Here is a 21,106-nt window from a genome sequence, read left to right as displayed (position 1 = left end):
GCGGTCCTTGCTTGAGAGAGAGGCCATTTAAGTCAGCGTCGCACTCACGGTCAACGGGAAACTATTTGACATATTTGATTTGTGATCACATATTGGAGCCATAAGAACGACAACACAGGTTTTGACTCATGACAGATGGCCCGCTTCTCCTTCCCACCTTGCGCCAGGTGTCCCGCGATACCTTGCAAGACCAGGTCTATCGCCAGATCCGCGAAGCCTTGATGAGTGGTCGTTTCCAGCCCGGCCAGAAACTCACCATCCGCGGCCTCGCCGAAGCCCTCGGCTCCAGCCCCATGCCGGTGCGCGAAGCCCTCCAGCGCCTGAGCGCCGAAAACGCCTTTGAAGTCACCGAAACCTCTCGTTTGCGGGTCCGCATGATGACGGTCGAACGCCTGCGGGAGATTCGCGATGCGCGGGTCGCCCTGGAAGGTTTGCTCGCGGAAAAGGCCGTGCTGCTCCTGGAAAAGGCCGACCTCGACGAAATCTCCGACCTCTGCCAGCAGATGCAACAGGCCGCCGACGAAGTCGACGTTTCCCGTTACCTGTGGACCAACTTCGCCTTTCACCGTCGGATCTATGCCGTCGCCCAGGCCGAGTTGACCATGGCCGCCGTGGAAAACTTCTGGCTGCACATGGGCCCGTGTTTTGCCCTGGTCGCTCCCGATAAAGCTCACTTGCAGCGTTCGATGGAGGCGCATACGCGCATCGTCGAAGCCCTGGCCGCCCGCGATGGCGCTGGCGCCCGCGCTGCGGTGACCGATGACATCATGCAGGCCGCCGATTCCCTGGCGCGCCTGCTCGTCAAGAACGACCGTTCGCGGTCGTCTGTTTCAGGAGGTAAACGTGCATGAGTGTCCTACAACGGCTGCAGCCCTATCCTGGGTTACGTGTGTTGATTTCCGGCGGGGCTGCCGGTATCGGTGAAGTGTTGGCCGCGGCCTATCTGGAGGCGGGTGCCAAGGTGCATGTGTGTGATGTCAGCGAACCGGCCCTGGCGGCGTTTCGCGACAAGTACCCGGGCACTGTCGCCACCCGTGCCGACGTGAGTGATGCCGCGCAGATCGAGGCGGTGTTCCAGGTGCAGCGCGAGCAGTTCGGCGGGCTGGATGTATTGGTCAACAACGCCGGGATTGCCGGGCCCACCGGTGGCATCGATGCCATCAGCGACGCCGAGTGGCAAGCCACGATCAATATCAACCTCACGGCGCAATACCGCTTTGCCCACCACGCAGTGCCGATGCTCAAGGAATCGTCCCACGGCCATCTGCTGCATATCGCCTCGGTTGCCGGGCGTCTCGGCTACGCCTGGCGCACGCCGTATGCCGCGACCAAATGGGCCATCGTCGGCCTGATGAAATCCCTGGCCTCGGAGTTGGGCGAAAGCGACATCCGCGTCAACGCCTTGCTGCCCGGCATCGTCGAAGGCCCGCGCATGGACGGCGTGATCCGCGCCCGTGCCGAACAGGTCGGTGTACCGGAAGCCGAGATGCGCCAGGAATACCTCAACAAGATCTCTCTCAAGCGCATGGTCACCGCCGAAGACGTCGCGGCCATGGCCTTGTTTCTCTGTTCGCCCGCCGCCCGCAATGTCACCGGCCAAGCGATCAGTGTCGACGGTAACGTCGAGTACCTGTAGGCCGCGCCAGCAGTCCGCCAAGGAAGAACACACACGCAGCACCCGGGATTTTTTTCATAAGAATAAAAGTCGGAGAATCGTCATGTCCAAAAAACGTCCTGTCATCATTACCTGCGCTGTCACCGGTGCCATCCATACGCCGTCGATGTCGCCGCATTTGCCGATCACCGCGCAGGAAATTGCCGACGCCGCCATCGGTGCCGCCGAAGCCGGCGCCGCGATTGTTCACCTGCATGCCCGTGATCCCATCGATGGCCGTCCCAGCCAGGACCCCGCGCTGTTCGCCGAATTCCTGCCGCACATCAAGGCCGCCAGCGACGTGGTGATCAACATCACCACCGGTGGCGCACCGACCATGGGCGTCGAAGAGCGCCTGCAACCGGTAATGCAGTTCAAGCCGGAACTGGCCTCGCTGAACATGGGCTCGATGAACTTCGGCCTGTACGAAATGCTCAACCGCTTTACCGAGTTCAAGCACGACTGGGAGCGCCCGTACCTGGAAGAAAGCGACGACCGGATCTTTCGCAACACCTTCCGCGACATCACCCACATCCTCAATTCCTGCGCCGAGAACCGCACGCGTTTCGAAATCGAGTGCTACGACATCGGCCACCTGTACACCGCCGCCCATTTCCTGGAACGCGGCCTGCTCAAGCCGCCGCTGTTTATCCAGTCGGTATTCGGTTTGCGCGGCGGCATCGGCGGCCACCCGGAAGATTTGGCGCACATGCGTCGTACCGCCGACCGGCTGTTTGGCGACGACTACGTGTGGTCGATCCTCGGCGCCGGCCGTGGGCAGATTCCGCTGGCCACCATGGGCCTGTCCATGGGCAGCAACGCCCGGGTCGGCCTGGAGGATTCGCTGTGGGATGGCCCGGGCAAACTGGCCGCGTCCAACGCCGACCAGGTACGGCGCATTCGCACGGTGATCGAAGCCCTCGGCCACCGGGTTGCCACGCCGGATGAAGCGCGGGAAATCCTCGGGCTGAAGGGGCGCGACCAGGTCAACTTCTAAGTGATAAACCGGCCGCGTCACGGCGCGGCCATGCCCATCCCGCACAACAACAAAAAAGGGATAACACCATGCGTATCGAAGTGCTTGTGGACGTCAAGACCACCCTGGGCGAAGGCCCGGTGTGGGACGTCCTGCAACAACGGTTGTACTGGATCGACAGCGCCGACGGCCGGATCCTGCGCTGCACCGATGACGGTCGCGAGCTGCGCGCCTGGGACGTGGGCCAGAAAATCGGCTCCATGGCCCTGCGTCACAGTGGCGAGCAAGCCATCGTCGCCCTGCAAAACGGCGTGCACACCCTCGACCTCAGCAGCGGCGAACTGGCCCTGGTGATCGACCCGGAACCCGCGCTGCCCAACAACCGCCTCAACGACGGCAAGGTCGACCGTCAGGGCCGCTTTGTCTTCGGCTCCATGGACACTCTTGAAGACAGCGCCAGCGCCAAACTCTACCGCCTGGACGCAGACCTGAGCCTGCACACCCTGGACGAAGGCATCATCGTGTCCAACGGCCCGTGCTGGAGCCCGTCGGGCGACACATTCTATTTTTGCGACACCTGGTCCGGCGAGATCTGGGCCTATGACTACGACCAGGCCAGCGGCGCCGTGAGCAATCGACGCACCTTCGCCAAGGTCGACACCAGCGGTGGTGGCGCCGCCGACGGCTGCACCGTGGATGCCGAAGGCTGCCTGTGGCAGGCGCTGGTCTACGCCGGGCAACTGGTGCGCTACACACCCGATGGCCAGGTCGACCGGATCATCCAGATGCCGGTGAAAAAGGTCACCAGCCTGACCTTTGGCGGGCCGAACCTGGACACCCTGTTCGTGACTTCCATGGCCAAGCCGCCGTTGCCGCGTTTCCCGGCCGACGGTCAGCAGCGCGGGGCGCTTTTTGCGATCACCGGGCTAGGCGTGCAAGGAATAGCCGAGCGACGGTTCGCCAGCTAGCGCGTTTTTTTCAACAAGGCACTTTCCTTCCGCAACCTTGTGTCAGTGCGCGCCCTCGCGCGCCTGGAGAAACCCATGGCAATCTTGAAAAAAGCCTCGCTGCGCAGCATTCACCGGCACTCCTGGGTGTCGCTGCTGGTGTGCTGGATGATCTGGATCCTCAACGCCTACGACCGTGAGATCGTGCTGCGCCTGGGGCCGACCATTTCCAAGCACTTCGATTTGTCGGCCGATCAGTGGGGCACCATGGCCACGGTGATCATGCTCGCCCTGGCCCTGCTGGATATTCCCGGATCGATGTGGAGCGACCGCTACGGCGGTGGCTGGAAGCGCGCGCGGTTCCAGGTGCCGCTGGTGCTGGGCTACACCGCGATTTCGTTTCTGTCCGGGTTCAAGGCCCTGAGCGGCAACCTCGCAACCTTTATTGCGCTGCGGGTGGGCGTCAACCTCGGCGCAGGCTGGGGCGAGCCGGTGGGCGTGAGCAACACCGCCGAGTGGTGGCCGGTGGAGCGCCGCGGTTTTGCCCTGGGCGCGCACCACACGGGTTACCCGATTGGCGCCATGCTCAGTGGCATCGTCGCCAGTTTTGTCATCAGCACCTTTGGGGAAGACAACTGGCGCTACGTGTTTTTCTTCGCGTTTGTGGTGGCGTTGCCGTTGATGATTTTCTGGGCGCGATACTCCACCGCCGAACGCATCACCGCGCTGTACGTCGACATCGCCGCCAAGGGCATGACCCCGCCGGACAACGCGCCGGCCAGCCAGGTAAAAGGCCACGCCTGGCGCACGTTTATCGCCACCTTGCGCAACCGCAATATCGCCCTGACAGCGGGTAATACGATGCTGACCCAGGTGGTGTACATGGGCGTCAACATCGTGCTGCCGGCCTACCTGTACAACATTGCCGGGCTGTCCCTGGCGGAGTCGGCGGGGATGAGCGTGGTGTTCACCCTCACCGGAATTCTCGGGCAACTGGTGTGGCCATCGCTGTCGGACATCATTGGCCGGCGTGTCACCCTGATCATCTGCGGGGTGTGGATGGCCGCCAGTGTCGGCGCGTTTTACTTCGCCAACACCCTGACCCTGATCATCGTCGTGCAGCTGCTGTTCGGCCTGGTGGCCAACGCGGTGTGGCCGATCTACTACGCGGTGGCCTGCGACTCGGCCGAGCCGTCGGCGACCTCCACTGCCAACGGCATCATCACCACCGCGATGTTTATCGGCGGCGGCCTGGCGCCGGTGCTGATGGGCAGCCTGATTGCCATGGGTGGCGGCTGGACCACCTTGCACGGCTACACGGTGTGCTTCTTCGTGATGGCCGGCTGTGCCCTGGGCGGGGCGCTGCTGCAATTGTTTTCCCATCGCCCGCCGGCGCTGGTTGCGCAACTCGAACCCTAGAACAACACCGATGCGTCCCCCAGCCAGTGTGCTGGCGGGGCGCCAAGAGGACTTGCTCGATGAAGACTGCCACTACCGCCCGTGAGCCACGGGAGTTGAACAAACTGATGTTCGTCAAGCTGATGCCCTTGCTGATCATCGCCTACGTGCTGAGCTTCCTGGACCGCACCAACATTGCCCTGGCCAAGCATCACCTGGACGTTGACCTGGGAATCTCCGCTGCCGCCTACGGCCTGGGCGCGGGGCTGTTTTTCCTGACCTACGCACTGTCGGAAATCCCCAGCAACCTGATCATGCACAAGGTCGGCGCGCGCTTCTGGATCGCCCGGATCATGGTGACCTGGGGCCTGATTTCGGCGGCCATGGCGTTCGTTCAGGGCGAGACCTCGTTCTATGTCCTGCGCCTGCTGCTGGGCATTGCCGAAGCCGGCCTGTTTCCCGGGGTGATGCTGTACCTCACCTACTGGTTCAACCGCGAGCAGCGGGCGCGGGCCACCGGGTATTTCCTGCTGGGCGTGTGTTTTGCCAACATCATCGGCGGCCCGGTGGGCGCGGCGTTGATGCGCATGGACGGGATGCTCGGCTGGCACGGCTGGCAGTGGATGTTCCTGCTCGAAGGCTTGCCAGCCGTGGCGTTTGCCTGGGTGGTGTGGCGCAAGCTGCCGGACCGTCCGAGCAAGGCGCCGTGGCTCTCGGCCGAAGAGGCGCGGGGGATTGAACAGCGCATCGCGATGGAGACCGAAGAGGGCGCAGGCGAGGGCTGGCATTCGCTGAAAAACTGGCTGACCCCGCAGATCCTGCTGGCGATCTTTGTGTATTTTTGCCATCAGATCACCATCTACACCGTGATCTTTTTCCTGCCGAGCATCATCAGCAAATACGGTGAACTGAGCACCATGAGCGTCGGCCTGCTGACCTCATTGCCGTGGATTGCCGCGGCGGCGGGGGCGGTGTTGCTGCCGCGGTTTGCGACCACACCCACCCGTGCCCGGCGGCTGTTGATTACCGGCCTGCTGACCATGGCGGCGGGGCTGGGCATTGCCTCGGTGTCGGGGCCGGTGTTCAGCCTGTTGGGTTTCTGTGTGTCGGCGGTGATGTTCTTTGTGGTGCAGTCGATCATCTTTCTGTACCCGGCTTCGCGCCTCAAAGGCGTGGCGCTGGCGGGCGGGCTGGGCTTCGTCAATGCCTGCGGATTGCTCGGCGGGTTTGTCGGGCCGTCGGTGATGGGCGCAATCGAGATGAGCACCGGCAATGCCATGAACGGCTTGAAAGTGATTGCCGTGGTGCTGGTGGTGGCCGCCTTGGCCGCACTGCGTTTGCGCCAGGGCCAGGAGGCCGATCACACCAGCAATGAGGTGGGAAACCCCGAAGCCAGCACCAGGTAAGCGACGACTGCCGCCAGGCATAAACCGACGAAAACCCGCAACAATGTCCTGGCGGTGGGGTGAGCGATAAATTTGATGGCCCAGAGCAAAATCCCGGCAACCAGGACGCTCAAGGCAGAAATGACCAGCACGATTGTGTTCTCGCAAGCCTCGGAAGCTGTTTTATAGTCTCAAAGGCCCGCGTTGAACAGTGTGCGCATAGACGCAGGGCCCCGGGAGTTCCTAAACTGCCTCCTATCCAGGGCAGTGGGGCGAGCGCCGATGAATCGCAATGAATTACGCAAGGCCGACATCAACCTGATGGTGGTCTTTGAAACCTTGATGCTCGAACGCAATGTGACCCGGGTGGCCGAGAAGCTGTTTCTCGGCCAGCCCACCATCAGTTCCGCCCTCAACCGCCTGCGCACGCTGTTCAATGACCCGCTGTTCATTCGCGTCGGCCATCGCATGGAACCCACGGCGCGGGCCGAGGAGATCATCAAGCACCTGTCGCCGGCCCTCGATTCCTTGTCGTCGGCCCTGAGCCTGACCCACGATTTCGACCCGTCCATCAGCACCATGACCTTTCGCATCGGCCTGTCCGACGACGTCGAGTTCGGCCTGCTGCCGCCGCTGCTGCGCGCTTTGCGCCAGGAAGCGCCGCAGGTGGTGTTCGTGGTGCAGCATGTGGATTACTGGCGAATCCCGGACCTGCTGGCCTCCGGTGATATCACCGTCGGCATCACCCAGACCCGCGGCCTGCCGGCCAATGCCAAGCGCAAGTTATTGCGGCATATCCGCCCGTGCCTGTTGCGGGCGGACGCCTCGGACAACCCCCTGACCCTCGACGAATATTGCGCACGGCCCCATGTGCTGGTGTCCCACACTGCCAACGTGTCCGGGTTTGCCGATGAGTGGCTGGCGGAGATCGGTCGCAAGCGCCATGTGGTGCTGTCGGTGCCGCAATACAGCGCGCTGCCGGCGTTGCTCGCCGGCACCGACATGATCGCCAGCCTGCCGGACTACACTGCCCAGGCCATGGCCGCCGGCGGGAATCTGTTCTGTGAGCCGTTCCCGTTCGAAACTCCGACCCTGGACTTGTCGATGGTCTGGCTCAGCCACGTCGACACCGACCCGGCGGAACGCTGGATGCGCTCGCGCCTGGAGGCGTTCATGAGTGAGCGGGACATGCTGGCGGTGGTAACGCCAAAATCTTGAGATAACACCTTCAGGGAGATCCACCCATGACCCCATCCCGTTCCTTGCTGCGTGGTCGCGGCAGTCATGACAGCGGCAAGGTTGGCATGGTCGAGCTGTTTTTCGACCTGGTGTTCGTGTTCGCCGTGACCCAGTTGTCCCATTCGCTGCTTGCGCACCTGTCCATCGGCGGTGCGGTGCAGGTGGCGCTGATGATGGTGGCGGTGTGGTGGGTGTGGATCTTCACCTCGTGGGTCACCAACTGGCTCGACCCGGAAAAAATCCCGATCCGCATCGGCCTGTTCGGCTTGATGGTGGCGGGCCTGCTGTTGTCTTCGTCGATTCCCAAGGCGTTTACCGACCGTGGCCTGTTGTTCGCCGGCGCCTACGTATTCATGCAGGCCGGGCGCACTTTGTTTGCGTTGTGGGCGGTGCGTGGCGAGTCGCTGAACATGACCCGCAATTTCCAGCGGATCCTGGCGTGGATGCTGTTTTCCGGGGTGTTCTGGATCACCGGTGCGCTGCTTGAGGGCGAGCAGCGTTTGGCCTTCTGGGCCCTGGCGCTGTTGATCGAGCTGATTTCGCCGTCGGTGTATTTCTGGGTGCCGGGGCTTGGGGGCTCGACGCTTTCGGACTGGAATGTGGAAGGCAACCACATGGCCGAGCGCTGCGGCCTGTTTGTGATCATTGCCCTCGGTGAGTCGTTGCTGGTGACCGGCGCCACCTTCGCCGAATTGCCCTGGAGCGGGGAAGGCCTGGCGGCGTTTCTGGTGGCGGTGGTGGGCAGCATCGCCCTGTGGTGGATCTATTTCGACAGCGGCGCCGAGCGCGCCCACCACCGCATCGCCAGCTCCGCCGACCCGGGACGCCAGGCGCGGATCGCCTACACCTACCTGCATGTGTTGATCGTGGCTGGGATCATTGTCAGTGCGGTGGCCGACGAACTGGTGCTGGTGCACCCGGGGCACGCCAGCCAGGCGGGCGTGGTGGCGATCATCGCCGGCCCTTGGTTGTTCCTGCTGGGCAGTGCGTTGTTCAAGTGGGTGATGAGCGACCGGCCATTGCCACCGCTCTCGCACCTGGGCGGGTTGTTGCTGTTACTGGTGTTGTTGCCGCTGGGCTTGCAGCAGATGTTTTCGGCGCTGGTGCTGGGCGCACTGACGTCGGCCGTGTTGGTGGTGGTGGCCATTTGGGAAAATCGTGCGTTGCGCAGCGTGACCGAAGTTTCACATTGAAAGCGGTCTGATTCTGCGCGGCACCGTGCTATATGTATGACTCTTTTCCTACAACAACTCGGAGCCTTTCATGCCGCACCTGCATCTGGAATACACCGCCAACCTCACAGAGCTGGCCGTTGAGAAAACCCTGTTGCGGCTCAACAACGTGCTGATGGCGTCCGGGCAGTTCGGTTCCGAGTTCGATATCAAAAGTCGGGCGCAGAAGGTCGAGACGTTCCAGGTCGGCACTTCCTTGAGCCCGCGGGCGTTTATCGCGGTGAAACTGTCATTGCTCAGCGGGCGATCGCCGCAGGTCAAGAAGCAGTTGTCGGAGAGCCTGTTGGCGGCGCTGCAGGATTTGGGCGATTGGCCTGCGGACTTGCAGGTGCAGCTCAGTGTGTTGCTGGTGGACATGGATCGCGAGTCCTACAGCAAAGTCACCATCGGCTAACCACTGTAGGAGCGAGCTTGCTCGCGAAGAACTGACAGGCGACGCGGGAATCCTGAATGCCCGCGTTATCGTTAACGTTCTTCGCGAGCAAGCTCGCTCCTACAAAAAAAGGTTATAGCAACCCCTGATCCGCACACACCTTCACCACCTGCTCCCTGAACCACGTGTTGGCGCTGTCCTGCTCGCTGTGTTCGTTCCATTGCATATCCAGGGTAAACCCCGGCAACCCGTTCGGCGCATCGCAATGGCCGAACAGGGTTTGGTCCGCCAGCAGCTTCTGCACCCGACGGGGCAGGGTGACGATAAAGTCGGTGCCGGTGATCATCTTCAGCGCCGCACTGTAGCTGTTAGCCCGGGCGATCACCTGGCGCTTGCGGGACTGGCGCGCCAGCCAGCCGTCGATCATGTTGGTGTCCGAACTCCAGGGCGTGGGGAACACGTGGCGCCGCTCGACGAAGGATTGCAGGCTGAACGCCGGCTCCCGGGGGGCCGAGTGTTTGTCGAAGACGCACACCAGGTCATCTTCCAGCAGCATCTGGGTCTTGAAGTCCTTGTGCGCCCGATGAAAATGCGGGCCGAAGCAGATCACCAGGTCCAGGCGACCGTCGCGCAAGGCGTCGGCCGGAATGTCGGTTTCCAGCTTGTGCACATTGACGATCACCGGCAGGTCGGCGTGGTCGAAGGTTTTCAGCAGCCGCGGCAGGATCAACTGTTCGAAATATTCAGGGGCGCAGACGTTGAAGGCCACGGCCTTCTGGGTGGGGTCGAAAGCCTGGCTGCCGGCGTGGCACAGGTTGATGCTCTCGAGGATTTTCTGCACATGGCCGTACATGCTCGTGGCTTTGTACGTAGGACGCATGCCCGCCCGGGTGTTGATAAACAGCTCATCCTCAAAGCTGGTGCGCAGCTTCTTCAGGCTGTAGCTCACGGTGGACTGGCTGACGAACAGGGTTTCAGAGACCTCGGTGACGCTGCTTTGATCGTAAACAGCGACAAACACCATCAGGTCCTGCATATCGAGCTTTCTAAGCAAGTTGCTGTTTAGCATCCATTCCGTCCGCAAATCGTTTGTACCGAGCTCGGTACAAGACAATACAAAATGTTAACGGAACGTTCGTGCCAATAGAAAGCTCTGTCGGACCTTTCTCTGTTTGAGGTGGGACAAATAATGTTTACAACACGACCTCAGCGAATATGCCGCGCGTAATGCCGTGGGTCGAAGCGCAGTACGATCAGCAGCATCACCACCACGACCGCCGTCAGTGACCACCAGGCCCATTCGAAACTGCCCAGTTGGTCGCGGATCATCCCGGCGATCAGCGGCGACAAACCGGCGATCAGGTAGCCGATGCCCTGCACAAAGGCCGTCAGGCCACCGGCGCGGCGGGGGTTGTCCAGGTGGTCGAGGGACAGGATCAGGCTCATCGGAAACAACCCGCCAATCCCCAGGCCCAGCAGGCATGGCCACAGCAGGCTGAGGTGTTGCGGGCTGAGGATCAGGCCGCAGAAGCCGGCGATGATCAGCACCAGCAGCACCGCGACCACGCCGCGCTTGTCCTGGCGGCGGTTGGCGATGGCCGGGGTGACCAGGCCGGAGACCACTTCCATGGCGGTCAAAAAGCCCAGCAACAGGCCGGCATTCTGTTCGCTCCAGCCCAGTTCCACGTAGTACGGCGCGAGCCAGGCCAGCACACAGGTGTAGGACGCCGTGCCGAGGCCGAAAAACAGCGCCAGCAACCACGCGCGGCGATTGCCGAAGAACGACTCCTGCGGGCCGGTGCCGGCTTGGGGCAGAGGCGGCAACACCGAGCATTGGGCGTACCAGAACACCAGCGCCAATACGGCCAGCACCGCCCAGATTGCCAGGCCGATGCGCCAACTGCCGGTGTGCACCTGGACAAACGGCGAGAACGAAGCGGCGAGGGCCGCGCCGCCCATGATCGCGGTGACGTACAGGCCCATGAACAGGGAAACGTTGTCGCTGAAGCGCGACTTGATCAACGCGGGCATCAACGCCTGGATCATCGCGATCCCGATGCCGGCGGCGATGGCGCTGAGGATCAGCTCAGCCGCCGAGTCGAGAAACAAGCGTGACACGGTGGCCAGGCCGATCACCACCAGCGACAGCACAATGCTGCGATGCTCGCCGAAGCGCTTGGCCACGCCCATGCCAAAAAACATCGCCAGGCCCATGGCCATGACCGGCAACATGGTCAGCAGGGAGGCGGTGCTGAAACTCAACGGCACATCAGCGCGAATTGACGACAACAACGGACCGACGGCGGCCATCGACGGGCGCAGGTTGAGGGCGACCAGCACCACGCTGATCATCAGCCAAACGGCGGTGGCGGGTTTTGCGCGGACGTTTTCCATGGGCGGGCCTTAAGCTGACAAGGGCAGCATTAGGCCGGGCGTGGGGGAGGGCGGCAAATGAGAAAGTCGTTGGGGCTATTGAAAAAATGCGGGTGGGGTTGTTGTGGCGAGGGAGCTTGCTGTGGCGAGGGAGCTTGCTCCCGCTGGGCTGCGTAGCGGCCCCAAGAATTTTGGGAGCGCTTCGCACTCCAGCGGGAGCAAGCTCCCTCGCCACAAAAGCTCCCTCGCCACAGGGACTGTATTGTCTGATGGTTTCAGACCGCCCGAATCACATGCTTGATCTCCTGAAACGCCTGCAACCCCCACGGCCCCAGTTCCCGGCCAATGCTGCTCTGCTTGTAACCCCCCCACGCCGTCTGCGGGAAGATCACCTGCGGCGCGTTGATCCACACCAGGCCCACCTGCAACGCATTGGCCACCCGTTCAGCCGCTTCCAGGTCGCTGCTCAGCACACTGGCCACCAGGCCGAACTCGCTGTCATTGGCCAGCGCCACCGCCTCGGCTTCATTGGCAAAACTGCGCACACACAGCACCGGGCCGAAGATTTCTTCGTTCCACAACGCGCTGTCCAGCGGCACTTCGGTAAACACCGTCGGGCGAATGAAGTAACCGTGAGGCAAGTCCGCCGGGCGTGCGCCGCCACACAGCAATTTCGCACCGGCTTGCACGCCACGTTCGATATGCCCCAGCACCCGCTGGTACTGCGCACGGTTGACCAGCGCGCCCATTTCCACGTCGTCGGCAAACGGGTCCGCCACGTGAATACTCTCGGCCCTGGCCTGCAAACGGGTCAGGAACTCGTCCGCCAACTCGTCGGCCACCAACACCCGGCTGGTGGCGGAACACATCTGCCCGGCGTTGAAGAAACCACCGCCACAGGCCAGCTCCACGGCCAGGTCGAGGTCGGCGTCCGCCAGCACCAACAAGGAAGATTTGCCGCCCAACTCCAGGCTCACGCCCTTCACCGTTTCGGCGGCGCGCTGCATCACCTGCACACCCACGGCATTGCTGCCGGTGAAGGAGATTTTTGCTACTCGCGGGTCCGCCGCCAGTGGCGCGCCCACCGCCAGGCCCGTGCCGCAGACCACGTTGAACACGCCGGCAGGCAACCCCACCGAGGCGATGATCCTGGCCAGTTCCAGTTCCGCCAGCGGCGTGACTTCCGAAGGCTTGAGCACCACGCAGCAGCCGGCAGCCAGCGCCGGGGCGAGCTTCCAGGCGGTGGTCACCATCGGGAAATTCCACGGCACGATCAGGCCCACCACGCCGCACGGTTCACGGCGTACACGGGCGCTGAAATCCTCAGTGGGCAGTGCCACCGAACGATCCTGGGTGGCGTCCATGTCGTCGGCCAAACCGGCGTAATAGGTGAAGGTGGCGATCACGTCATCCACATCAATCCCGGCCTCGAACAGCGGCTTGCCGTTGTTGCTCGATTGCAGGTGCATCAGGTGTTCGCGATGGGTGCTGACGCCCTCGGCGATTTTGCGCAGCAGCGCGGCGCGATCACGGCCGGTGCTTCTGGACCAGTCCGGGAAGGCCGCGCTGGCGGCACCGACGGCCTCGGTCACTGCGCCGGCATCACCCACATTCACCTGGGCCAACGTGGCCTCGGTCGCCGGGTTGATCACGTCCAGCACCTCATGGCCCGCACGCCACACGCCATTGATATACAGCCCGTTCACTACCGTGCTCATACCGCCACCTCTTTCATCCAAAGCCCCTGGTCGATTTCAATCAGCGTCGGCCCCTGGCGATCAGTGGCAGCACGCAATGCGCTGCGCAATTCCTCGACACCCTGGATGCGCTGGGCGGCCGCGCCAAGGGCCTTGGCCACGCCGATAAAGTCCGGGGTGTAGATGTCGACGCCCACCGGCTCGATGGCGCGGTTGACCATGTATTTCTTGATCTCTTCATAGCCCTGGTTATTCCACAGCAGCACGATCACCGGGGTGCGTACTTCCACGGCGCTGGCCAGTTCCGGCAGGGTGAATTGCAGGCCGCCGTCGCCGATCAGGCACACCACCGGCGCACCGTTGCCACGCCCCAGCCATGCGCCGATGGCCGCCGGCAAGGCGTAGCCGAGGGTGCCGTAGCCGGTGGAGGAGTTGAACCAGCGGCGCGGCTGGTCGAGGTTCAGGGTCAGGTTGCCGGTGTACACCGGTTGGGTGGAGTCGCCCACCAGTACGGCGTCGGGCAGCTCTTCCAGTATGGTGTTGAGGAACAGGGTTTGCGCACGGGTGGCGGCGTCCCAGGTCGGTTCCAGTTCGCTCCATAGGCGGGCGACGCGGTGGGCGCCCCAGCCGCTGTCGCGGGCGGCCAAGGGCGTGTTGCCCAGTTCGGCGAGCAATGCCTGGGTAGCGATTTGCGCGTCAGCCACCAGCGCGACTTGCGGTGGGTAATTGCGTACGGTCTGGTCGGAATCGATGTCGATGCGCAGCAGGGCACCGGGAATTTCGAAGCCGCCGGCGAAGGTCACGTCGTAGTCGGTCTCTGCCAACTCGGTGCCGATCGCCAGCACTACGTCGGCCTCGGCCACCAGGGCGCGGGTGGCGACCAGGGTTTGGGTCGAGCCGATCAGCAGCGGATGGTGGGAGGCCAGCATGCCCTTGGCGTTGATGGTCAGGGCGACCGGGGCACCGAGGGTTTCGGCCAATTGCGTCAGCTCGGGCGCGGCGTCGATGGCACCGCCACCGGCGAGAATCAGCGGGCGTTTGGCGGCCGCCAGCAACCGGCTCATCTGCTTGACCGCCGACGGCGCAGCACCGGCGCGGGACACGCTGACCGGCTCGCTGCCGAGCAACGCATCGGCGTTTTCCACCAGCACATCCAGCGGGATCTCGATGTGTACCGGGCGCGGTCGCCCGGCCTGGAACAGTGCAAACGCCCGGGCCAGCACACCGGGCAACTCGGCCGCCGACATCAAGGTGTGGGAGAACGCCGCCACGCCCGCGATCATCGCGCCCTGGTTCGGCAACTCGTGGAGCTTGCCGCGCCCGCCGCCCAGCTGGCTGCGGGACTGCACGCTGGAAATCACCAGCATCGGGATCGAGTCGGCGTAGGCCTGGCCCATGGCGGTGGTGATATTGGTCATGCCGGGGCCGGTGATGATGAAACACACACCGGGTTTGCCGCTGGTGCGCGCATAGCCGTCGGCCATGAAGCCGGCGCCCTGTTCGTGGCGCGGGGTGACATGGCGGATGCTGGAGCGCGCCAGGCCCCGATAGAGTTCCACGGTGTGCACGCCGGGGATACCGAACACCTGGTCCACGCCGTAGCCTTCCAGCAGGTTGACCAATACTTCGCCGCAGGTCGCCATTGTCGTCGCTCTTATTGTTGATAAAGGCCGGTATTGGAACGGCTGGCCCGTAGCGGCAACAATCGATAAAAAGTCATACTAGCCATGTCCTCACGTCATGGCTGCGCCCTTATGAAACGCCTACCGCCGTTGCCCGCCTTGCACACCTTTTGGGTCACGGCCCAGTGCTGCAACTTCACCCGTGCCGCCGAGCAATTGCACATCACCCAGGGCGCGGTGAGCCGGCAGATTGCCGGGCTGGAAAGTCACCTGGGTTATGCGCTGTTCCAGCGCCGGGCCCGGGGTTTGAGCCTGACGGAGGAGGGCCGCGAATGGTCGCTGCGGGTGCAGCAGGTATTTGGTTTGATCGGTGAGGCGGTGGAGCAGATCGGCACCCGCCGCGAAACCTTGCAGCTCAAGGCCTCCACCTGCGTGATGCGCTGGCTGTTGCCACGGCTGATGCAGTGGCAGCAGGAACGCCCGGACGTGCCGGTGGAACTCACGACTACCGTGGCCTACACCGTCGATTTTCGCCGTGAGCAGTTCGATGCAGCGGTGATCTATGCACCGATTGCCGAGCAGTCGTGCGAGGCACGGCACCTGTTTGATGAGCGCCTGACGCCGGTGTGCGCACCGGCGTTGCTCGGTGGTTTGCACACGCCAACGGATTTGCAGCAACAGGTGCTGTTGCACCCCACGCGGGATGAACGGGATTGGGCGTTGTGGTTGAAGGCGGCGGATACGCGTTTGAGCAATCTGGCTCAGGGGCATCATTTTGAAACGCTGGACCTGGCGATGACGGTGGCGTCCCAGGGGTCCGGCGTGGCGATTGGCGACAGCGCGCTGATTGGCGAAGATCTCAAAGCGGGGCGGCTGGCGACGCCGTTTGAACTGCGGGTGCCGACGGGGATGGGTTATTACCTGGTGTACCCGCCGGGGACGGAGCCCTCGGCGGGGTTGGAAGCGCTGATGAATTGGTTGGTCAGCCAAGCGCAACAGCCGCCACAATGAAGATCAAAATGTGGGAGCTGGCTTGCCTGCGATGGCGGTGCATCAGCCAGCATCTGTATTGCTGAACCTCCGCTATCGCAGGCAAGCCAGCTCCCACACGGGTTCTGCAGTGTGTTTTAGTATCCGACCGTAAACCGCTGGCGCGAATGCTTCGGTGTTTCCACTTCATCAATCAGCGCAATTGCAAAGTCGGCAAAGCTGATCCAGCTGCGGCCTTCCTCGCTCACCAGCAACTCATCCTGGCCCAGGCGGAATTTGCCGGTGCGGGCGGTTTCGGTGAATTCCGCCGAGGGCGAAAGGAAGGTCCAGTCCAGGTCTTTTTCCTGGCGCAGGGTGTCGAGGAACACGCTGCCGGCGCTGGCTTCGGTTTTGTATTCCTCGGGGAAGCCGGGGCTGTCGATCACCCGGCTACCGCCCGACAACAGCAGCGAACCGGCACCGCCCACGACCAGCAGGCGTTTCACACCGGCCTTTTTCACCGGATTGATCACCGCGTCTGCCGGCAGCGTGGCGAAGTGCGCCGCACTGATCACCACGTCGTTGCCGCGAATGGCCTGTTCCAGCGCCTCGGCATCCAGCGCATCCACTTGCTTGGCGGTGACGCCGGGGCGTACGCCGATCTTGTCGGTATTGCGGGCGATGGCGGTCACGGTATGCCCGCGACGCAAGGCTTCTTCCAGCAGTTGGCTACCGGCACGACCGGTGGCACCAATGATTGCGATCTTGCTCATGACGTTCTCCAGTACGGTTAAGGGTTGAATCAACTCACCACTGCATTTCGCCCTTGGCGACTTTGGCGCCCAGTTCCAGGGTGCTTGCGTCGCCCAGGGTCGGGTAACGTTTTTTCATTGCGCTGATCAGCGCGGCAGAGTCCTTGGCCTTGGCGGTTTCTTCGTCAAACGCCTTGATGTAGTCGGCGGTGAACGCCACGGATGTGAGCGACGGCGTGCCCAGGTAGTGGCCCGGAATCACGGTGCGCGGTTTCAGATCCTGAATACGTTGTAGCGTTGCCAGCCAATCGGTGTGGGATTTGGCGGTCTGGGTATCGGCCATCCACACATGAATGTTCTCGGAGACGACCACACCACCCACCACCGCCTTGATCGACGGGATCCACACAAAGGTGCGGTCCGGTTGCGCGCCGTCGAGACCGATCACTTCCAGCTGCTTGCCTTCGAGGGTCAGGCTGTGGCCCTCAAGCACTTGGGGGATGACGGCTTTGGCAGGTTTGTCGGCCCCCAGTTTCGGGCCCCAGAACGCCAGTTTGTGCTCAACGGTGGCCTTGATATGGTCCACCACCGGCTGCGGTGCCACGACCTTGGCCTGGGGGAAGGCGGCGGTCAGGGTGTCGAGGCCGAAGTAGTAGTCCGGGTCGCCGTGGCTGATGTAGATGGTGGTCAGGCGCTTGCCGCTGGCGCGGATTTTCTGCACCAGTTGTTCGGCCTGGGTGTTGCCGAACTGGGCGTCCACCAGGATCGCGTCCTTGTCGCCGCTGACCAGTACCGAAGTGACCGGCATCATCGCGGTTTCGCCCGGGTTGTAGGCGTCCAGGGTCAAGTCGGCAGCCGCGGCGTGGGCGGTAAAGGCCAGGGTAGCGGCGGCCAGGGCCACGCGCTTGAGCGGGGAGAATCCAAACATGTGCAGCTCCAGTCATCGCTAAGGTGTGGACAGAGCTTAGTTGCACCAAACGCTACAAAAAATGCGATGCTGGGACATAGTTTGTTTCTGAAAGCGGGCAAATCATGGATCGTCTTCAAGCAATGCGCGTGTTCGTGGCTGTGGTGGACCTGGGCAGCCAGTCAGCGGCGGCCGACCACCTGGACCTGTCGCGGCCGGTGGTGTCGCGCTATCTGGCAGAGCTGGAGGACTGGGTCGGCGCGCGGCTGATGCACCGCACCACCCGCAAGCTCAGCCTGACCGCCGCCGGCAGTGAAACCTTGCCCCGTTGCCGGCAGATGCTGGAGTTGTGCAGCGACATGCAGGCCGCCGTCAGCGAACCCGACGAAGCGCCCCGCGGCCTGCTGCGCCTGAGTGTCAGCACCTCGTTTGGCCAGGCCCAGTTGGCCGATGCCATCGCCGAATACGTCAAGCGCTACCCGTTGGTCAGTATCGACATGCAGATGCTCGACCGCACGGTGAACCTGGTGGATGAACGCATCGACCTGGCGATCCGCACCAGCTATGAACTGGACCCGAACCTGATCGCCCGCCGGCTCACGCTGTGCCGTTCGGTGATCTGTGCATCGCCCGCCTATCTGCACGAGCACCCGCAACCCCGGCGCGTGCAGGACCTGGCCCGGCACAACTGCCTGACCCATTCCTACTTCGGCAAAAGCCTGTGGCATTTCGTGGAAAACGGCGAGCCGGTGTCGGTGCCGGTGCAGGGCAATATCAGCGCCAATGAGGCGAGTACCTTGTTGCGGGTGACGCTGGCGGGGGCGGGGGTGTCGCGGCTGCCGAGTTATCAGGCCGGCGACTACATCCGCAGTGGCGAGCTGATCCGCCTGCTGCCCGAGGCCGAGCCGCAGCAGATGAACATCTATGCGGTGTACGCCTCGCGCAAGCACATGCCGGCGGCACTGCGCAGCCTGCTGGATTTCCTGGTGCTGAGGTTTCCGGAAGAGCCTGAATGGGACGTCGGTCTCTAAGCCGACATAAACAGATTGAATGGCGCCCGATAATGGCGACATGCCCACGCTGACCTATGCTTATACAAGCACCTTCTTGATCCGATCAGAGGTCAGCATCATGTCGATCAAAACAAGAAAGTACCTGATGATTTTCACCCTGTGCGCCGCCGCTACAGCGCTCTATGGCACTGCCGCCTACCGCGTTGAACAGGCCCGCATGCAGCCGAGCTACGCCGCCAGCTGCAATCACGGCCAATGCGTTGGCCACATGGCCGCCTTCAGCTCGTTGCGCTAACGTCCTGATCGGCTTTCAACTGCTCCCGAAACGCTTTCGGGGAAAACCCGACGCGCCGGCGAAACAGCCGCGAGAAGTTGGTCGGGTCGGAAAACCCCAACACTTCCGACATCTCGTTGATGGTCATGCTGGTGTAAGTCAGCAGGCGCTTGGCTTCCAGCAATTGGCGGTCGTGCATGATCTGCAAGGCGGGCTGCCCGCCCAATTCCCGACATGTCCCGTTCAGGTGTGAGACCGAGATCCCGAGCTTGTGGGCCAGGTCTTCGATTTTCGGGTGTTCGCGGTAATGCTGCTCCACCAACTGGGTGAACCGGCGGAAGTATTCGCGGCCTCGCGGCGCGCGGGGATGGCGACGCTGGGTCGCCTGGCGGCTGATCCACACCAGCAGCACGCTGACCAGCGCGTGCATCATCATGTCCCGTGCCGGTTGGTCGCTGGCGTACTCCTCCTGCAACCGGGCGAACAAACTGTTGAGGTAGTCACTGTCCTTGCCGGCGGGGTAGCTGCCCAGGGCGTTCAAGCCATCCAGCGCCGCGCCCAGTTGCCCCTGCAAATGCGCCATCAGCGGTGCGGCCAGGGTGACCACGAACCCTTCGACGTCTTCGGAAAACCGAAAACCATGTACGCATAACGGCGGCAGCACCTGCAGCGTCGATTCGCTCAGGGTACTGCGCTGGCCTTCGATCTCCAGTTGCGCCTGGCCCTTGTGCACGTACAGCAACTGGCACAAGTCCGCATGCCGGTGGGGCTGGATTTCCCACTGGTACTCACGGCTGCGCCGGGAGATGGTTTCACAGTGCAACAAATCCGGGGTCGGCCATTGCTGGCTCTCTCCGTAGAGTTTGAACACTGGAATCACGGCACTGGCAGTTTTGGTCATGGCTTCATCCGATACTTCGGGAGAGTTGTGCGGTAATCGCCCCAATTGGCGAAAAGCGCAGCTTTGGGCTCAGTTTTCACCTTCTTATGCCGGGCACTCAAGTGAAAAATGCCAGCAACACCATCAATGACAACTCTTTCACCGAATACGTTCGGTGAAGCTTGCGGGCCATAAAAATAATGAAAACGCTGAAAACCCAAGTCGCCATCATTGGCGCCGGTCCCTCGGGACTATTGCTCGGCCAACTGCTGCACAACGCCGGGATTGAAACCCTGATTCTTGAGCGCCAGACGCCGGATTACGTGCAAGGGCGCATCCGGGCCGGGGTGCTGGAGCAAGGCATGGTCGACCTGTTGCGCCAGGCCGGCGTGAGTGCGCGGATGGATGCCGAAGGTTTGGTGCATGAGGGTTTTGAGCTGGCGTTGAACGGGCAACTGACCCACATCGACCTCAAGGCGTTGACCGGCGGCAAGACGGTGATGATCTACGGCCAGACCGAAGTCACCCGCGACCTGATGGCCGCGCGCCAGGCCAGCGGTGCTGTCACTTTCTACGAAGCCAGTAACGTACAGCCCCATGATTTGAAACGCGCAGAGCCGTGGCTGAGTTTTGAGCATGAAGGCGAGCAGTATCGCCTGGACTGCGACTACATCGCCGGTTGTGACGGTTTTCACGGTGTGGCGCGTCAGTCGATTCCCGTTGAGGCGCTGAAAATCTTTGAGCGGGTCTATCCGTTTGGCTGGTTGGGCATCCTTGCCGACACCCCGCCGATCCATGATGAGCTGGTGTACGCCAAGCACGAGCGCGGTTTTGCCCTGTGCAGCATGCGCTCACCGACCCGCAGCCGTTATTACCTGCAAGTGCCGGCCGATGAATCGGTGCAGGACTGGTCCGATGAGCGCTTCTGGGACGAACTGAAAACCCGCTTGCCCACGGCACTCAGCGAGCAACTGATAACCGGCCCGTCGATTGAAAAAAGTATCGCGCCCCTGCGCAGCTTCGTGGTGGAGCCGATGCAGTACGGCCGCCTGTTTCTGCTCGGCGATGCCGCCCATATCGTGCCGCCCACCGGCGCCAAGGGCTTGAACCTGGCGGCCAGCGATGTCAGCACCTTGTTCAACATCCTGCTCAAGGTGTACCGCGAAGGCCGGGTGGAGTTGCTGGAAAAATACTCACAGATTTGCCTGCGGCGGATCTGGAAGGCCGAACGGTTTTCCTGGTGGATGACTTCGATGTTGCACCAATTTCCGGAGGCGGATGGCTTCAGCCAGCGCATCGCCCAGAGCGAACTGGAGTACTTCGTCGACTCCGAAGCCGGGCGTAAAACCATTGCAGAAAATTACGTCGGACTTCCTTACGAGGCTATCGAATAGCCAGCTATCTAGTACACTGAC

20 protein-coding genes are annotated in these 21,106 nt (G+C 62.6%); 13 read left to right on the top strand and 7 right to left on the bottom strand.

All coding sequences use genetic code 11. The features are described from left to right. Positions 1 to 128: 128 nt before the first annotated feature. The 9 genes from HX875_RS20215 to HX875_RS20175 all read left to right on the top strand — a co-directional run bounded on the left by HX875_RS20215 (position 129) and on the right by HX875_RS20175 (position 9,225). Positions 129 to 851: a GntR family transcriptional regulator gene (locus tag HX875_RS20215; protein ID WP_003211913.1), complete on the top strand. Its 723-nt coding sequence runs from the start codon at positions 129 to 131 to the stop codon at positions 849 to 851. Next, positions 848 to 1,636: an SDR family oxidoreductase gene (locus tag HX875_RS20210; protein ID WP_010176559.1), complete on the top strand. Its 789-nt coding sequence runs from the start codon at positions 848 to 850 to the stop codon at positions 1,634 to 1,636. The genes HX875_RS20215 and HX875_RS20210 overlap by 4 nt, the downstream gene beginning before the upstream one ends. A gap of 82 nt (positions 1,637 to 1,718) precedes the next feature. Further along, positions 1,719 to 2,651 (top strand): 3-keto-5-aminohexanoate cleavage protein, encoded by a 933-nt coding sequence (locus HX875_RS20205; protein WP_088422860.1) that lies wholly within the window; start codon positions 1,719 to 1,721, stop codon positions 2,649 to 2,651. Between the two features lie 68 nt (positions 2,652 to 2,719). Then, positions 2,720 to 3,598, top strand: coding sequence for an SMP-30/gluconolactonase/LRE family protein (locus HX875_RS20200; RefSeq protein ID WP_177044998.1), 879 nt, complete (start codon positions 2,720 to 2,722; stop codon positions 3,596 to 3,598). 75 nt (positions 3,599 to 3,673) lie between these two features. Then, positions 3,674 to 4,996: an MFS transporter gene (locus HX875_RS20195; RefSeq protein ID WP_177044996.1), complete on the top strand. Its 1,323-nt coding sequence runs from the start codon at positions 3,674 to 3,676 to the stop codon at positions 4,994 to 4,996. Between the two features lie 59 nt (positions 4,997 to 5,055). Further along, entirely contained in the window at positions 5,056 to 6,381 is a 1,326-nt protein-coding gene (locus HX875_RS20190; RefSeq protein WP_177044994.1) for an MFS transporter, read from the top strand. 261 nt (positions 6,382 to 6,642) lie between these two features. Beyond that, positions 6,643 to 7,578, top strand: a complete 936-nt coding sequence (locus tag HX875_RS20185) for a LysR substrate-binding domain-containing protein (protein WP_177044992.1) — start codon at positions 6,643 to 6,645, stop codon at positions 7,576 to 7,578. A 26-nt stretch (positions 7,579 to 7,604) separates the two neighbouring features. Then, positions 7,605 to 8,792: a low temperature requirement protein A gene (locus HX875_RS20180; protein WP_177044990.1), complete on the top strand. Its 1,188-nt coding sequence runs from the start codon at positions 7,605 to 7,607 to the stop codon at positions 8,790 to 8,792. 70 nt (positions 8,793 to 8,862) lie between these two features. Then, a complete protein-coding gene (locus HX875_RS20175; RefSeq protein WP_177044988.1) occupies positions 8,863 to 9,225 on the top strand; it encodes a 5-carboxymethyl-2-hydroxymuconate Delta-isomerase in 363 nt (120 codons plus the stop codon). 112 nt (positions 9,226 to 9,337) lie between these two features. Here the strand turns inward: HX875_RS20175 and HX875_RS20170 are convergent, their stop codons facing one another. From HX875_RS20170 to HX875_RS20155, 4 genes are all read right to left on the bottom strand, one after another. Further along, complete coding sequence (locus HX875_RS20170; RefSeq protein ID WP_177044986.1) at positions 9,338 to 10,273, bottom strand: LysR family transcriptional regulator; 936 nt, start codon at positions 10,271 to 10,273, stop codon at positions 9,338 to 9,340. 137 nt (positions 10,274 to 10,410) lie between these two features. Further along, the gene (locus HX875_RS20165) at positions 10,411 to 11,598 is read right to left on the bottom strand and encodes a cyanate transporter (RefSeq protein WP_177044984.1); all 1,188 of its coding nucleotides are present in this window, start codon (positions 11,596 to 11,598) and stop codon (positions 10,411 to 10,413) included. Positions 11,599 to 11,852: 254 nt separating this feature from the next. Beyond that, positions 11,853 to 13,295 carry an aldehyde dehydrogenase family protein gene (locus HX875_RS20160; RefSeq protein ID WP_177044982.1) on the bottom strand — a complete coding sequence of 481 codons (1,443 nt, stop codon included), beginning with the start codon at positions 13,293 to 13,295 and terminating at the stop codon, positions 11,853 to 11,855. Continuing rightward, complete coding sequence (locus tag HX875_RS20155) at positions 13,292 to 14,917, bottom strand: 5-guanidino-2-oxopentanoate decarboxylase (RefSeq protein WP_177044980.1); 1,626 nt, start codon at positions 14,915 to 14,917, stop codon at positions 13,292 to 13,294. Before HX875_RS20155 ends, HX875_RS20160 begins: the two co-directional genes overlap by 4 nt. A 111-nt stretch (positions 14,918 to 15,028) precedes the next feature. On the opposite strand from HX875_RS20155, the gene HX875_RS20150 reads away from it, so the two are divergent. Next, complete coding sequence (locus HX875_RS20150) at positions 15,029 to 15,907, top strand: LysR substrate-binding domain-containing protein (RefSeq protein WP_177044978.1); 879 nt, start codon at positions 15,029 to 15,031, stop codon at positions 15,905 to 15,907. Positions 15,908 to 16,023: 116 nt separating this feature from the next. Here the strand turns inward: HX875_RS20150 and HX875_RS20145 are convergent, their stop codons facing one another. Both HX875_RS20145 and HX875_RS20140 read right to left on the bottom strand, forming a co-directional pair. Further along, positions 16,024 to 16,638 (bottom strand): NAD(P)-dependent oxidoreductase, encoded by a 615-nt coding sequence (locus HX875_RS20145; protein ID WP_177044976.1) that lies wholly within the window; start codon positions 16,636 to 16,638, stop codon positions 16,024 to 16,026. 34 nt (positions 16,639 to 16,672) lie between these two features. Next, positions 16,673 to 17,545: an MBL fold metallo-hydrolase gene (locus HX875_RS20140; protein WP_177044974.1), complete on the bottom strand. Its 873-nt coding sequence runs from the start codon at positions 17,543 to 17,545 to the stop codon at positions 16,673 to 16,675. Between the two features lie 104 nt (positions 17,546 to 17,649). Here HX875_RS20140 and HX875_RS20135 point away from each other — a divergent pair, with 104 nt between their 5' ends. Both HX875_RS20135 and HX875_RS20130 read left to right on the top strand, forming a co-directional pair. Beyond that, positions 17,650 to 18,555: a LysR family transcriptional regulator gene (locus tag HX875_RS20135; protein ID WP_177044972.1), complete on the top strand. Its 906-nt coding sequence runs from the start codon at positions 17,650 to 17,652 to the stop codon at positions 18,553 to 18,555. A gap of 100 nt (positions 18,556 to 18,655) precedes the next feature. Then, positions 18,656 to 18,832 (top strand): hypothetical protein, encoded by a 177-nt coding sequence (locus HX875_RS20130; RefSeq protein WP_177044971.1) that lies wholly within the window; start codon positions 18,656 to 18,658, stop codon positions 18,830 to 18,832. On the opposite strand, the gene HX875_RS20125 is transcribed toward HX875_RS20130, so the two are convergent. Next, complete coding sequence (locus HX875_RS20125) at positions 18,816 to 19,712, bottom strand: helix-turn-helix domain-containing protein (protein WP_177044969.1); 897 nt, start codon at positions 19,710 to 19,712, stop codon at positions 18,816 to 18,818. The genes HX875_RS20130 and HX875_RS20125 overlap by 17 nt on opposite strands. A gap of 188 nt (positions 19,713 to 19,900) precedes the next feature. Between HX875_RS20125 and pobA the strand changes: the two genes are divergently transcribed. Continuing rightward, complete coding sequence (gene pobA / locus HX875_RS20120; RefSeq protein WP_177045158.1) at positions 19,901 to 21,085, top strand: 4-hydroxybenzoate 3-monooxygenase; 1,185 nt, start codon at positions 19,901 to 19,903, stop codon at positions 21,083 to 21,085. The last annotated feature ends 21 nt before the right edge of the window (positions 21,086 to 21,106 follow it).

Origin of the sequence: Pseudomonas yamanorum (assembly GCF_013386765.1) — a bacterium.
Classification (GTDB): domain Bacteria; phylum Pseudomonadota; class Gammaproteobacteria; order Pseudomonadales; family Pseudomonadaceae; genus Aquipseudomonas; species Aquipseudomonas yamanorum_A.
This window is presented reverse-complemented; position numbering and strand designations above follow the sequence as displayed.

Bases quoted from the DNA above. Each gene is read 5' to 3' on its own strand.
- HX875_RS20215 (WP_003211913.1), top strand. From the start codon at position 129: ATGACAGATGGCCCGCTTCTCCTTCCCACCTTGCGCCAGGTGTCCCGC.
- HX875_RS20210 (WP_010176559.1), top strand. From the start codon at position 848: ATGAGTGTCCTACAACGGCTGCAGCCCTATCCTGGGTTACGTGTGTTG.
- HX875_RS20205 (WP_088422860.1), top strand. From the start codon at position 1,719: ATGTCCAAAAAACGTCCTGTCATCATTACCTGCGCTGTCACCGGTGCC.
- HX875_RS20200 (WP_177044998.1), top strand. From the start codon at position 2,720: ATGCGTATCGAAGTGCTTGTGGACGTCAAGACCACCCTGGGCGAAGGC.
- HX875_RS20195 (WP_177044996.1), top strand. From the start codon at position 3,674: ATGGCAATCTTGAAAAAAGCCTCGCTGCGCAGCATTCACCGGCACTCC.
- HX875_RS20190 (WP_177044994.1), top strand. From the start codon at position 5,056: ATGAAGACTGCCACTACCGCCCGTGAGCCACGGGAGTTGAACAAACTG.
- HX875_RS20185 (WP_177044992.1), top strand. From the start codon at position 6,643: ATGAATCGCAATGAATTACGCAAGGCCGACATCAACCTGATGGTGGTC.
- HX875_RS20180 (WP_177044990.1), top strand. From the start codon at position 7,605: ATGACCCCATCCCGTTCCTTGCTGCGTGGTCGCGGCAGTCATGACAGC.
- HX875_RS20175 (WP_177044988.1), top strand. From the start codon at position 8,863: ATGCCGCACCTGCATCTGGAATACACCGCCAACCTCACAGAGCTGGCC.
- HX875_RS20170 (WP_177044986.1), bottom strand. From the start codon at position 10,273: ATGCTAAACAGCAACTTGCTTAGAAAGCTCGATATGCAGGACCTGATG.
- HX875_RS20165 (WP_177044984.1), bottom strand. From the start codon at position 11,598: ATGGAAAACGTCCGCGCAAAACCCGCCACCGCCGTTTGGCTGATGATC.
- HX875_RS20160 (WP_177044982.1), bottom strand. From the start codon at position 13,295: ATGAGCACGGTAGTGAACGGGCTGTATATCAATGGCGTGTGGCGTGCG.
- HX875_RS20155 (WP_177044980.1), bottom strand. From the start codon at position 14,917: ATGGCGACCTGCGGCGAAGTATTGGTCAACCTGCTGGAAGGCTACGGC.
- HX875_RS20150 (WP_177044978.1), top strand. From the start codon at position 15,029: ATGAAACGCCTACCGCCGTTGCCCGCCTTGCACACCTTTTGGGTCACG.
- HX875_RS20145 (WP_177044976.1), bottom strand. From the start codon at position 16,638: ATGAGCAAGATCGCAATCATTGGTGCCACCGGTCGTGCCGGTAGCCAA.
- HX875_RS20140 (WP_177044974.1), bottom strand. From the start codon at position 17,545: ATGTTTGGATTCTCCCCGCTCAAGCGCGTGGCCCTGGCCGCCGCTACC.
- HX875_RS20135 (WP_177044972.1), top strand. From the start codon at position 17,650: ATGGATCGTCTTCAAGCAATGCGCGTGTTCGTGGCTGTGGTGGACCTG.
- HX875_RS20130 (WP_177044971.1), top strand. From the start codon at position 18,656: ATGTCGATCAAAACAAGAAAGTACCTGATGATTTTCACCCTGTGCGCC.
- HX875_RS20125 (WP_177044969.1), bottom strand. From the start codon at position 19,712: ATGACCAAAACTGCCAGTGCCGTGATTCCAGTGTTCAAACTCTACGGA.